The sequence below is a fragment of the Bounagaea algeriensis genome (assembly GCF_054491375.1).
Window position 1 is genome coordinate 3,215,537 of record NZ_CM137102.1, and the last position, 12,633, is coordinate 3,228,169.

Annotated in this window: 12 protein-coding genes; 5 read left to right on the top strand and 7 right to left on the bottom strand. The window is 71.3% G+C overall.

From position 1 onward, the window contains the following. The first annotated feature begins 22 nt into the window (after positions 1-22). On the top strand, positions 23-1,021 hold the full coding sequence (locus ACVGV2_RS14625; RefSeq protein ID WP_459162919.1) for a sugar phosphate isomerase/epimerase family protein: 999 nt from the start codon (positions 23-25) through the stop codon (positions 1,019-1,021). Between the two features lie 373 nt (positions 1,022-1,394). Next, on the top strand, positions 1,395-1,853 hold the full coding sequence (locus ACVGV2_RS14630) for a carboxymuconolactone decarboxylase family protein (RefSeq protein ID WP_459162920.1): 459 nt from the start codon (positions 1,395-1,397) through the stop codon (positions 1,851-1,853). 196 nt (positions 1,854-2,049) lie between these two features. Here the strand turns inward: ACVGV2_RS14630 and ACVGV2_RS14635 are convergent, their stop codons facing one another. From ACVGV2_RS14635 to ACVGV2_RS14645, 3 genes are all read right to left on the bottom strand, one after another. Continuing rightward, positions 2,050-2,460, bottom strand: coding sequence for a roadblock/LC7 domain-containing protein (locus ACVGV2_RS14635; protein WP_459162921.1), 411 nt, complete (start codon positions 2,458-2,460; stop codon positions 2,050-2,052). 399 nt (positions 2,461-2,859) lie between these two features. Next, on the bottom strand, positions 2,860-3,600 hold the full coding sequence (gene pepE / locus ACVGV2_RS14640) for a dipeptidase PepE (protein WP_459162922.1): 741 nt from the start codon (positions 3,598-3,600) through the stop codon (positions 2,860-2,862). A 142-nt stretch (positions 3,601-3,742) separates the two neighbouring features. Continuing rightward, positions 3,743-4,126 (bottom strand): phage holin family protein, encoded by a 384-nt coding sequence (locus tag ACVGV2_RS14645; protein ID WP_459162923.1) that lies wholly within the window; start codon positions 4,124-4,126, stop codon positions 3,743-3,745. A 192-nt stretch (positions 4,127-4,318) separates the two neighbouring features. Between ACVGV2_RS14645 and ACVGV2_RS14650 the strand changes: the two genes are divergently transcribed. Then, positions 4,319-5,365 carry an LLM class F420-dependent oxidoreductase gene (locus ACVGV2_RS14650; RefSeq protein ID WP_459162924.1) on the top strand — a complete coding sequence of 349 codons (1,047 nt, stop codon included), beginning with the start codon at positions 4,319-4,321 and terminating at the stop codon, positions 5,363-5,365. Between the two features lie 244 nt (positions 5,366-5,609). Here ACVGV2_RS14650 and ACVGV2_RS14655 read toward each other — a convergent pair whose 3' ends face one another. Beyond that, on the bottom strand, positions 5,610-6,287 hold the full coding sequence (locus tag ACVGV2_RS14655; RefSeq protein ID WP_459162925.1) for an HAD family hydrolase: 678 nt from the start codon (positions 6,285-6,287) through the stop codon (positions 5,610-5,612). Between the two features lie 185 nt (positions 6,288-6,472). Next, positions 6,473-7,561 carry an adenosine deaminase gene (gene add, locus ACVGV2_RS14660; RefSeq protein ID WP_459162926.1) on the bottom strand — a complete coding sequence of 363 codons (1,089 nt, stop codon included), beginning with the start codon at positions 7,559-7,561 and terminating at the stop codon, positions 6,473-6,475. Between the two features lie 55 nt (positions 7,562-7,616). Between add and ACVGV2_RS14665 the strand changes: the two genes are divergently transcribed. Then, a complete protein-coding gene (locus tag ACVGV2_RS14665) occupies positions 7,617-8,603 on the top strand; it encodes a LacI family DNA-binding transcriptional regulator (protein ID WP_459162927.1) in 987 nt (328 codons plus the stop codon). Positions 8,604-8,727: 124 nt separating this feature from the next. Here ACVGV2_RS14665 and ACVGV2_RS14670 read toward each other — a convergent pair whose 3' ends face one another. Both ACVGV2_RS14670 and ACVGV2_RS14675 read right to left on the bottom strand, forming a co-directional pair. Further along, positions 8,728-10,056 carry an MFS transporter gene (locus tag ACVGV2_RS14670; protein ID WP_459162928.1) on the bottom strand — a complete coding sequence of 443 codons (1,329 nt, stop codon included), beginning with the start codon at positions 10,054-10,056 and terminating at the stop codon, positions 8,728-8,730. A gap of 233 nt (positions 10,057-10,289) precedes the next feature. Continuing rightward, on the bottom strand, positions 10,290-11,261 hold the full coding sequence (locus tag ACVGV2_RS14675; protein WP_459162929.1) for a D-2-hydroxyacid dehydrogenase family protein: 972 nt from the start codon (positions 11,259-11,261) through the stop codon (positions 10,290-10,292). Positions 11,262-11,477: 216 nt separating this feature from the next. On the opposite strand from ACVGV2_RS14675, the gene ACVGV2_RS14680 reads away from it, so the two are divergent. Next, on the top strand, positions 11,478-12,269 hold the full coding sequence (locus ACVGV2_RS14680; protein ID WP_459162930.1) for a cupin domain-containing protein: 792 nt from the start codon (positions 11,478-11,480) through the stop codon (positions 12,267-12,269). The last annotated feature ends 364 nt before the right edge of the window (positions 12,270-12,633 follow it).

Consider the following 12,633-nt stretch of genomic DNA (forward strand, 5'->3'; position numbering starts at 1 on the left):
ATCCCCGTCGGAAGGATCCGCCATGCCGCTGAAGCTCGGCGCCTACACCGCCTGCCTGCACGACCGCGACCTCGACCAGGCGCTCGACACCCTCCGGGAGCACGACCTCACCTCGGTGGAGGTGAACACCGGGGGCTTCCTGCCCGCACCCCACTGCCCCGTGGACGCGCTGCTGTCCTCGGGCAAGGCCCGGCGCGAGTACCTCGACCGCTTCCACTCCCGCGGGATGGAGCTCACCGGTCTCAACTGCAACGGCAATCCGCTCAGCCCGCTGCCCGGAACGGGCCCCAAGCACGCCGAGGACCTGCGCCGCACCATCCGGCTCGCCGGAGAGCTCGGCGTGGGCACGGTGGTGACCATGTCCGGCACGCCCGGGTCCGACCCGGACGCGAAGTACCCGTCATGGGTGGTGAACCCGTGGGACGGCGCGTACATGGAGGTGCTCGACTACCAGTGGGACGTGGCCACCCGGTTCTGGCGCGACATCGCCGCGCTCGCCGCGGAGTGCGACGTGCGGGTCGCCGTCGAGATGCACCCGCACAACCTCGTCTTCTCGCCGGTGACGCTGACCCGGCTCATCGAGGCGACCGGGTCCGACCGGATCGGCGCGGAAATGGACCCCTCCCACCTGATGTGGCAGGGCATGGACGTGGTGGCCTGCATCCGCCACCTCGGTCCGCGGGTGTTCCACGCAGCGGCCAAGGACGCGATGCTCTGCCCCGGGGTCGACATCCGCGGTGTGCTCGACACGTCGTTCGGCCGCGTGCCCGCGGACGCGCCGGGCAAGGTCCCCACCGGAATCGGGACGTGGTGCAGTTCCTGGCCGGAGGATCCGGCGTGGCGGTTCGTCGCCGTGGGCGTCGGCCACGACGCCGAGTACTGGGCCGCTTTCCTGGGCGCGCTGGCCGAGGTGTCGGCGGACATGCCGGTGAACATCGAGCACGAGGACGCCGCCCACGACACGGCGGAGGGGCTCGCGACCGCTGCGAAGACCCTGCACGCGGCAGCGGCGAAGCGGTGACCCCTGCTGGTGGGCGCCCTCTCGGACGGCGGCGCCCACCAGCCCGCCAGCGGCGGGGCGGCCACCCGCCCGTTCCCCGCGCCTGCGGAGCTGTCCCCGCGGCGCTCCGGACGAACGACGGATCCGGCACCGCGCGGTGGTCAGCGCTCCAGGCCTGCACCGGGACGACGTTCCCGGACCGGCCGGGCGAGCCGCAGCGCCGCACCCGACCACCTGCGCCGTGCGCGCGACCACAGCGCGGAGCTGTCACGTTTCCTCCTGCTACGGACGTCTCCCCGGTGCGACGACTCCCCGATCGAGGCCGGCTCTATCGGGGACTCGTCGGCCGATCCGGAGAAACTGCGCGCAGCCGCGCGAATCGAGGAGGGACAGCATGGTTGAACGCGTCGATCTGGCCGCCAGCACACCGGGGATCTACCGGGCGATGGCGGCGTTGGAACAGCAGACCCGGGAGTCGGTCGACCCGGTGCTGCACGAACTGGTCAAGATCCGCGCGTCGCAGATCAACGGCTGCGCGTTCTGCATCGACATGCACACCCGCGAGGCGCGAGCGGCCGGTGAGACCGAGCAGCGCATGCACGCGTTGAACGCGTGGCGGGAGGCACCGTTCTTCACCGAGCGGGAACGGGCTGCGCTGGAGCTGACCGAGGCGGTCACGCTCGTGCATCGCGACCAGGTCCCCGACGAGGTGTACGAGCGGGCGCGGGCGGTCCTCGACGAGGACGAGCTCGCCGCCGTGGCGTGGAGCCTCGTGACGATCAACGCGTGGAACCGCATCGCGATCACGACGCGCTCGACGCCCGGCACCGACCCGCGCGTTCCCGCGGAGTGACCCCGGACGAATGACCCCGGACGAATGATCCCGGCCCCCGGGCGGAATGGCCCAGGTTGACGGGCGCACCCGCCCGGTGGTTGCCGGTCCGCCCCGGTGATCGCCGACCCGCCTGTGGTCACCAGCCCGCCGGGAACCACCGGAGGTCACGCGGAGGAACGCACGACCGCCCGTCGGTCACCGCACCGGCGGGAGGTCACGCGTGCGCTGCGCCCAGCACCGGCCGAGGTGCCGTGTGCACGCAGTCGGCCACGCGGCTGACGATCAGGTTCATCTCGTAGGCGATCTCGCCCGGATCCACGTCGACGTCGGCCAGCACGGCCAGGCACGCGCCGGAGCGCGTGGACGTGACGAACAGGAATCCGTGGTCCATTTCGACGAGGGTTTGGCGCACTCCCCCGCCGGCGAAGCGCCGGCCGGTTTCGCGGGCGACGCTCTGCAACGTCGAGGCGAGAGCGGCCAGGTGCTCCCCGTACGAGGCCGCCAATCCGCTCGACGAGCCGGCGAGCAGTCCGTCGAGGGACAGGGCGATGGCGTGCCAGGTTCCCGCAACGCGGTGCACCAGATCGTCCAGGAGATACGTGAGCTCGTCGTCGCGTTCGAACATTCCCGGCCACCCCTTCAGCGTCGGTACGCACGCGGTCGTGGTGTCGAACCTTGCACAGGCTCGACCTGTTCGGTTGTCGGCCTTGCACGGCGAGTCGCCGCAGCGGGGACGGCCAGGTTATCGCGCCGTGGCGAGGGGGTTACCCGCGGTGCTTCCGCAGCCACCGCAGCATCCTTCCCCGGGTACCGCCGAACCCGACTACACCGCGCAGCACACCCCACGCTGCGTGAAAAGACCACCGCACAGGGGGCACGTCCCGTTCGGACACGCGCCGCACCGCGCAGCAGCCGCGTGCACCCGGAGGCCGCCCAGCGAAACGACGAGCACACCGCACGCGAGTTCGCAAGTCCCTGCGGGCGAGCAAATCACCCCGCAATCCCACCCGTTCGAGGGACGATCTCAATCGGTGTCGAAGCGGGGGACCGCGTTGAGGAGGAAGGACACATCGGATTCGGGAGGGACCTCCTGCGGTTCGGCCCCGCGCTGGAACAACCGCGCACCGGTCGTCCCGCCGAGCACCGCGCGAGCGTCGCGCACACGCACCCAGGAACCCTCGCGCACGCCGAGCACCGGCACATCGTTGTCCTCGAGGAACTCCAGCAGCCTGCGCTCCCGCGTCTCACCCATGTGCGTGCTGTCCGGGTCGGCGTCGAGGAAGTGCGGGTTGATCTGGAACGGCACGAGCCCGGTCGCGGCGAACGACCGCGGCTGCACGATCGGCATGTCGTTGCTGGTGCGCAGCGAGGGGCAGGCCACGTTCGTGCCGGCACTGGCCCCGAGGTAGGTGGTGCCGTGCTCGACCGCCATCCGCAGCGGCCCCACCAGCTCCTGCGCGTGCAGCGCGGTCAGCAGCCGAAACGAGTTCCCGCCGCCGACGAAGACCACTTCGGCCTCGCGCAGCGCCGCGTGCGGGTCGTCGCAGCGGTGCAGGCCGTGCACGGTCACGTCCAGGTCCACCAGGGCTTCGGCCGCGCGGGCGGTGTAGGCGTCGTGGTCGCGCTGGGCGTAGGGCACGAACAGCAGGTTCTTCCGCCCGGCCAGCAGCTCGGCCACCGCGTCCAGGGCGTGCTCGAGGAATCCGGAGCCGTGCTTGGCCCCGCTCGACAGCAGCAACAAGTCCGCGGTCTCCGCGCCCTCCAATGCGGCCTCCTCCCACGGGCGTAGCGCCGAGGACTTCTTCCGGCCCGGCGGCTTCCGACAGCAGCGCGGTGATCATCCTCGCAGACCGCCGGCCGCCCGGCCCGCTCCGCCTCAGACCCGTTCGACAGACCCCTCCGACGTCTCAGACCCGTTCGACGTCGCGGTGCCGCACGAAGCTGCCGAGAGCCGTGCTGACCAGGGACACGATCAGCGCGCCCCAGAACGCGGGCCAGAAACCGTCCACGTGGAACGGCAGGGCCAGCTGCCCCGCGAGGTAGCTGGTCAGCCAGAACAGCAGTGCGTTGACCACGAGCCCGAACAGCCCCAGGGTGAGCACGTAGAGCACGCACCCGAGCGTCCGGGCGATCGGCTTGAGCACCGCGTTGACGATCCCGAAGAGCGCGGCGACGACCAGCAGCGTGCCGACCTTGGTGGCGGTGCTCTCGCCTTCCAACGCGATCCCGGGGAGCACGGTGGCGATCCAGACGGACACCGCCGTGATGAGGATGTGCAGGACGACTACCACGCTGTGCCTCCCCGCTCGACGACCGGAACACCTCCGACGCTACCGATCCCGGGCCCGGGCGTGCTCGCCGCTGCGGACGCGCCCGCTCCGACGGCCACGCCGCCGCTCGGGCTACCGCACACCTTTACGCATCGGTAACCTGCGCGCAACGAGGTCTGCCGCAACCCCTTCCGGCAGCAGGAAAGGACGAGCATGCGCATCGGAATGCCGCTGAACTACAGCGGAGGCTTCAGCGAAACGGTCGCGGAGTTGAACACCTACGAGCAGGCCGGCCTGGACATCGTCTACGTGCCCGAGGCGTACTCCTTCGACGCGGTCAGCCAGATGGGCTTCATCGCGGCGCGCACCGATCGCTTGGAAATCGCCTCGGGGATCCTGCAGATCTACACCCGCACGCCCACGCTGACCGCGATGACCGCAGCGGGCATGGACTACGTCTCCGGTGGGCGGTTCACCCTCGGCATCGGCGCGTCCGGACCGCAGGTCATCGAGGGCTTCCACGGCCTGCCCTACCAGGCGCCGCTGGGGCGCACGCGGGAGATCGTCGACATCTGCCGGCAGGTCTGGCGCCGCGAGCGCGTGCACCACCAGGGCAAGAACTACACGATCCCGCTGCCCGAGGACCAGGGAACCGGCTTGGGCAAGCCGCTGAAGCTGATCAACCACCCGGTGCGCGAACGCATCCCGATCATGATCGCCGCGATCGGGCCGAAGAACGTCGCCATGACCGCGGAGATCGCCGAGGCCTGGGAACCGATCTTCTACGTCCCGGAGAAGGCCGACATGGTCTGGGGGGAGTCGCTGCGCGAGGGCCGGCAGCGCCGCGATCCGGACCTGCCGCCGCTGGACGTGGTGGTGCAGGCCCCGCTGGCGATCGGCGAGGGGCTCGACGAACTGCTCGACCTCGGTCGTCCGCAGCTGGCGCTGTACATCGGCGGCATGGGCGCCAAGGGCCGCAACTTCTACAACAACCTCGCCCGCCGCTACGGCTACGAGGAGGAGGCCGAGCGCATCCAGGACCTGTACCTGGACGGCAAGAAGGACGAGGCGGCCGCGGCGGTGCCGCGCGAACTGCTGGAGAAGACTTCCCTGGTCGGTTCGGAGGGGCACGTCAAGGAACGGCTCGCCGCGATGAAGGAATCCGGCGTGACCACGCTCAACGTCACCCCCATCGCCCAGGACGCCACCGAGCGCGCACGGCTCATCGAACGCGTCAAGCAACTCGCCGACGAGGCGTGAACCCGCGCTGTCAACCAGCGGGGGCAACCAGCGGGGCAACCAGCTCGCTCGGGCAGGCCGCACCGCGGCGGCACGGTCTGCCCGAGCATCGCCCACTCTGGATCCGTTCCAGACAACTCAATTTTCATGAAAATTGAAACCCGTCCCCACGCGGTCAGGTGACAAGTTGTCCACAATGCACGTCGTGTCGGGCGTTGACTCGGAGTGCGTACCGCTACGCGGGTGATCTTGGCGAGAACACCGTTCAGAAGTGCTCGCGCAGCAGCGCGAACGCCTCGACGGAGCGGAACTTCGCGTGCTCTTCGGGGATCTCCTCGGCCTCCAACGACCACGTCATCGGGTGCGGCACGAGCACCGCGCCGAGACCCGCCTTGAGTGCGGGCCAGACGTCGGAGCGCGGTGAATTGCCGATCATCCAGGTCCGCTCGGCGTCCAGCCCGCGTTCCTCGACGAAGTCGGCGTAGACCGCGGTGTCCTTCTCCGGCACGATCACGACCTCGGAGAAGTACCCGGCCAGTCCCGAGACGTCGACCTTCCCGGACTGCTCGATCCGGTCGCCCTTGGTGATGAGGAACAGCCGGTGCCGCTGGTGCAGCTCGTGCAGCGTCTCGCGCACCCCGTCGAGGAGTTCGACGCGGCGTTGCCGGATCGGCGCGCACGCGGTCGTGACCAGCTGCCGGTCGGCGCTGTCCGGTTCGCGGAAGACGGCGAGGCATTCGCCGAGGCTGCGTTCGAAGACGTCGACGCCGTAACCGTGGCGACGGCTGTTGACCGCTTCGATCTCGTCCAACTGCGCCCGGACCTGCGTGCGGGGCAGGTCCGGGCCGGCGACGTGGTCGAGGATCAGGTCGATGGCCCGCTCGAAGAGGAGGTTGTTCTCCCAGAGGGTGTCATCGGCGTCGAAGAGCAGGTTCTGCTGCAACGCAGCTCCTTTCACGGGCTGGCCTGCCACGGATCTGCCTGTCACGGGGTGGCCTGTCACGGATCTGTCTGTCACGGACCGAGAACGCGGGCCCCACCGCGCCTGCCCGATGTTTCGCTCACCGGTGCGGATGACCGGGCAGCTGGCCCGCGCGGGAGGTTCCGCTGCGGAATCTCGCAATAGTCCTAATGAGACGAACCTTCCGCGGGAACGACCGCGAACGCGGCTTCGCGGGCGTTGCTCTGGCAACGCCGCTCGTGATCGTGGTTCCACCCGAAGTGCTCGGTCATGCGGGCGAACTCACGGTCCAACGTGGTGTCCGATGTGGATCGAGCGTCGGTGTTGACGGTCACCGCGATCCCGTCGGAGAGCATCCGGTCGGCGGGGTGCGCGGCGAAACCGGCCACCGCTCCGGTTTGCACGTTGCTCGTCGGGCAGGTCTCCACCGTGATTCCGTCGGAACGCAACCGCCGCAGCAGCGCGGGGTCCTCCGTGGAGCGCGCGCCGTGACCGATGCGGACGGCGCCGAGCGTGTCGAGAGCCTCCCACACGCTGTCCGGGCCCGCGCCCTCACCGGCGTGGATCGTGACTCCGAGTCCGGCGGCACGGGCCACGTCGAAGGCCGCGCGGTGCGGCGCGCCCGGACAGCGCTCGTCCCCGGCCAGGTCGATACCGGCGACGACGTCGCGGTGCTGCACCGCGAGTTCGGCGACCTGCCTGCTCGTCCCGGGAGCACCATCGCGCATGCAGCACAGCACCAACCCGGTGCGCACCCCGGTTTCCGCCGCGCCGTCGGCGAGACCGGCAGCGACCGCGGTGATCGCCCCTTCCGAGGAGAGGCCGGCGCGCGTGTGCAGCTGCGGGGCGAAGCGCGCCTCGCCGTAGACGACCCGGTCGGCGTGCCAGTCGTGCACGAGTTCCCGCGCCACGCGGCGCAGCGCCCGCGCGGACTGCAGCACGCTGATCGCGAACTCGACGTGCGTGAGGAACACGGGCAGGCTGCCGCATTCCGGCGGTGCGATCACGAGTTCCCGCGCCGGACGCGTCACCGGCACGCCCTGCTCGAGGGCCAGTTCGGCCGCCGTCTCCGGCCGCACGCTGCAGTCCAGGTGGCAGTGCAAGTCGTACCGGGGCAAGTCGTACCGGGGCAGGTCGGGCCGGGACAGGTCGTGCTGGGGCAGGCCGGGCCGGGAAACAGCGGTGCGGGGGACCTCGGACCGCGACGCCCCGGGCGGAACCGAACCGCGCTGCCCCGGGTTTTCCTCCTCGCTCATGAGCACCTCCCGTTCACCGCCTGAGTCTAAACGATTAGAATCAGCGTGCACACCCGTGCGAAGGGGGTTGGCCGTGGCGGTGACGATGAGCGATGTGGCCCGGCGCGCCGGAACCTCCGCGGCCGTGGTCAGCTACGTGCTCAACGGCGGACCGCGACCGGTCGCGGCGGCGACGCGCGAGCGCGTGCTGCGCGCGGCCGACGAGCTCGGGTACCACCGCAACCGGATCGCCGCGGCGCTGCGCTCGGGGTCCTCCGGCATGGTGGGACTGGTCCTGCCGGACACGCTCAACCCCTACTTCGCCGCGCTCGGCCGGCACTTGGAGCGGGCGCTCGGGAGCGCCGGCGCGTTGACGCTGATCGCCAACGCCGACTTCGACCCCGCCCAGCACGACGCGGCGGTGCGCGCGTTCCGCTCGGCTCAGGTGGACGGCCTGGTGCTCGTCCCCACGGGGGAGGAGGCCGACGAGGTGGTCGACACGGGCGCGACTCCGGCGGTGTACGTGCACCATCGACCGGCGCGGTCCTCGCTGCCGCTCGTGGCCACCGACAACACCGCCGCGGTCGCCGAGGCGGTGGCGCACCTGCGGGGCCACGGCCACGACGACATCGGGTTCCTCGCCGGCGCGCACGACCGCGGACCGCTCGGACAGCGGCGGGCGGCTTGGCAGGACGTGCGCCCCGGCGGGCCCTTGCTGCGGTGCGCCGCGGAGCGCGCGGCGGCCCGCGACCTCACCGCCGATCTCGCCGCGCGCGGCGAACTCCCGCCCGCACTCGTGGTCGCCACGGACGAGCAGGCGATCGGCGTGCTGGCGGCGGCAGGCGCCCGCGGCCTCGCCGTGCCCGGCGAACTCGCTCTGATCAGCTGCGACGGCACCGGCGATGCGGCCTTCACCGTGCCCGCGCTGACGGCGATCCAGCAGCCGCTGGTGAGCATGGCGGAGGAAGCGGTGGCCTCGCTGCGCTCGCCCGCGGCACGCGATCGCGTTCCCGCGGCGCAGCTGGTTCCGCGCCGCAGCTGCGGCTGCTCGGATGCCACTTGATCCCAGCAGCTGACCAGTTCGTCCCTGCCACGACGATCGCGGAGGGGGCCACGCCGCGTAGACGAGGTCGCCGCAGGCGGACCGCCCGGACGTGCCGGGCGGTCCGCCTGCGACGGTGCGCCGGTCAGTGCGCGGACGACTCCGCCACCGCAGCCGTCGAGCGGCGCCCTCCGGTCAGCGTCTCCGGCAGCAGTGCGGCCGAAGCCAAGGTGACCAGCCCCATCAGCACGAGGAACGCCGAGACCGCGGCCGTGGTGCCGGTGGCGGCCAGCAGCGCCGTCATCAGGAACGGTGTGCCGCCGCTGACCAGGATCGCCGCGAGCTGGTAGGCCATCGAGGCCCCCGAGTAGCGCACCCGCGGCGCGAACAGTTCGCTGATGTAGGCCGCCAGCGGGCCGTAGTTGAAGCTCGAGGCGATGCTGCCGACCGCGGCGGCGATGGTCACGCCCACCATGGTCGCGGTGTTCGTGAGCCAGAAGAACGGGAACGCCCACAGCACGAGCAGGCCGCTGCCGATCCACACGAGCGGTCGCCGTCCCCACACGTCGCTCAACCGTCCGCTGAGGAAGATGACCGCCACGCCGACGACCGAGCTGAACAGCGTCACCGTGAGGATCGCCGTGCGTTCCATGCCGAGTTCCCGGGTGGTGTAGTCGAGCATCCCGGAGATGCTGATGTAGAAGATCGAGTTCGAGGCGAACAGCAGGCCCGAGCCGAGCAGCACGGTGCGCCAGTGCGTGCGCAGCACCTCCAGCAGCGGGGCCTTGGGCTGGGCGGCTTCGGCGTGCTCCTTCTCCGAGCGGAGGCGCTGGAACACCGGAGTGTCCTCGACGCGGAGCTGGATGAACAGCACCACCGGCGCGAGCACGGCGCTGGCGATGAACGGCACCCGCCAGCCCCAGCTCAGGAACGCCTCGCCCGGCGCGAGCACGCCCATGAGCAGGAAGGCCGCATTGCCGAGGAAGACGCCCATCGGCACGCCGACCTGGCCGAACGATCCGGCCATCCCGCGGCGGGAGGACGACACGTTCTCGGTCAGCAGCAGCACGATGCCGCCCCACTGGCCACCGACGGCCAGCCCCTGCAGGAACCGGAGCACGACGAGGATGATCGGTGCGGCCACGCCGATGGTCGCGGCGCTGGGCAGCAACCCGATGAGGAACGTCGCCGCGCCCATGAGGATCAGCGAGGTGACGAGGGCGGGCTTGCGGCCGATCCGGTCTCCGAAGTGGCCGAACAGCAGTCCACCGATGGGGCGGGCGACGAAGCCGGCCCAGAAGGTGGCGAAGGACAGCAGCACCCCGATCAGCGGCGTGCTCGCGGGGAAGAACAGGGGGCCGAACACGAGGGCGGCCGCCGTGGCGTAGATGAAGAAGTCGTACCACTCGATCGAACTGGCGACGAGTGCCGCGGCGCGGAGTTTGCGCGGGGCTTGCTGGTGGCTCGCGGTCATTGCGGGCTCCACTTGATCAACGTTCTGACGGGCGGACCGACTGGTTGGTATGACCGTGTTGCACGCTTCGCCCCACGTCAAGCGGGCTTCCGGTAGCCGAGAACGGCCGGTTCGGCCCCCGCCTGTCAACATCCCGGTTACGACCTACGTCACCCCTGCTCAACGAGGTCCCCACCGAAGCGGGACCCCCGGCGAGCTGCCGCGCAGCCCCGCGCCGCCGCGGCGGAGGCGTGTCAGGTGTTCGCCCCGTTGAGCACCCGCACCGGCGCACCGTCCAGGTAGCCGCGGATGTCCTCGACGGTCTCGGTGTAGAAGGCGCGGTAGGTGCCGTCGGTGACGTAACCGAGGTGCGGTGTGAGCACCGTCCGCGGCGTGCTGCGCCACGGGTGGTCGACCGGCAGCGGTTCCCGCTCGAACACGTCGATCCCGGCCCCGGCGATCCGCCCCGCGTGCAGCGCCTCGCGCAGCGCCGCCTCGTCGACGATGGGGCCGCGCGAGGTGTTGATCAGATACGCCCCGGGGCGCATCAGCCCGATCTCGTGTTCGCCGACCAGCCCGCGCGTGCGCCGGCTGAGCACCGAGTGGATCGTCAGCACATCGGCGCCGGTGAACAGCTCGTCCTCGTCCACCCGGCGCACCCCCACCGCGGCCGCGTCCTGCTCGGTGAGGTTCTGGCTCCACGCGATGACGTGCATGCCGAACGCGCGGCCGATCGTGGCGACCTGCTTGCCCAAGCGCCCCAGCCCGAGCACACCGAGGGTGCGCCCGTGCAGTTCCAGCCCCACGCTGCCCTGCCACTGGCCGGCGCGGACGCGCGCGTCCTCCTGCGGGATGTTGCGCAACAGCGCGAAGATCAGGCCCCAGGTCAGCTCGGTCGTCGGCACCCAGGCCGCCTCCGGGGTGCCGCTGCTCGTGCCGCAGACGGTGATGCCCAGTTCCCGCGCGGCGTCCAGATCGATCGCCGCGTTGCGCATGCCCGTGGTCACCAGCAGCCGCAGGTTCGGCAGGCGCTCCAGCACCTCGCGGGGGAATCCGCTGCGTTCCCGCATCGCCGCGACGATCTCGAACGGCTGCAACCGCTCGACCAGCTCGTCCGGGCCGGAGACGGCGTCGGTGAAGAACTCCGCCGTCGCGGGCAGGGAATCCCAGTCCGCGTACTCCCGGGCGACGTTCTGGTAGTCGTCGAGCACCGCGATCCGCGCCATGCCGTGCACCTCCGTTGACGTTCCGCTGCCGGTCCTCGGTGTCGGACCAGCCTGCCAGGGTCCGGGCCAGCCCTCCCAGGGGCGCAGCACGGACGGCGAACGCGGCCGATCCTGCCGCGTCCCACGGCGGAACCGGCCGCGTTCGGTACCGATCCGTACCTGCGCCGTAGCACACCCTGCATCATCCACAGCGGACCGCCGGGGGAGACTGGCACCGTGATCGGATCGACCGTACTGCACCTGCTGCCGTTGAGCGTGTTCCAGGCCGAACGCACCGAACCGCTGCGGCCCGCGTCGCTCGACCACGAGGGCTTCGTGCACTGCTCGCCGGATCTGGCCACCACGCTGGCCGTGGCGAACAACCTCTACCGGGACGCGAACGAGCCGATGATCGCCGTGGAACTCGACCCGGAGCGCATCGACGCACCGCTGCGCTGGGAAGCCGCTGCTCCCGCCCCGCCGCCGGGCGTGCACCCCGACACGCCGTTCCCGCACGTCTACGGTCCGGTCGACCGTTCGGCGGTGGTCAGCGTGTACTACGCGCGCTGCGGCCAGGACGGCACTTTCCTGTCACTGGAGACCCGCAGCCACACCGCCGAGGAGTTCGACCTGCTCCCGCATCCGGAGGGCGGTTGGTACCGGCGCACCTGGACGAGCCCGTTCACGCTCTCCCGGGACGGGGCTCTGCGCCCGTCGGCGACGGCGATCTACTTCCTGCTCACCGCCGGCGAGTCGTCCCGGTGGCACACGGTCGAGTCGGCCGAGCTGTGGATGTGGCACCGGGGCGGTCCGCTCAGCCTGTACCTCGGCGGCGAGGGCGAGCTCCCCGCGGAGCACCCGGAGCACATCTCACTCGGCGCGGGCGCGGGCCAGCGACCGCAGGCCTTGGCCCCGGCGCGCACGTGGCAGTGCGCCAGTGCCGCGCCGACGGTGGAAACCCTGGTCAGCTGCGTCGTCTCCCCGGGGTTCGACTTCGCCGACTTCCACGTGCTCACCGAGGGCCCCTGAGACCCGTCCGACGGGTGAGCCCGACCGAACCAGCAGGTGCGCCCGTCGGGCGCGCCGCTGCGCGGTGCCGGCGCGCCGGTCGGTGTCGATCAGCGGATGCGCCTGCCCGCTCCGGGAAGCCACCGTCAGCAGCAGGGCCAGCAGCGCGACGCCGGTGGAGGCGGCCGGAGTGATGCGGCGCGCGGCCGGCAGCGGTGCCGCACCGACCGGTGCGCTCTCGACGGCGGGCTCCCGCTCCCCGGATGCGTGATCAAGAGGTCCTCGCTCGGAGGACGCTCGTTCGGTCGGGGATCGATCGGCGGGCACTCCACCGGCGGGCGGGGAGTGCTCGGCGCCGGGCCCCGGTGCGGGCGCCGGCGCCGCC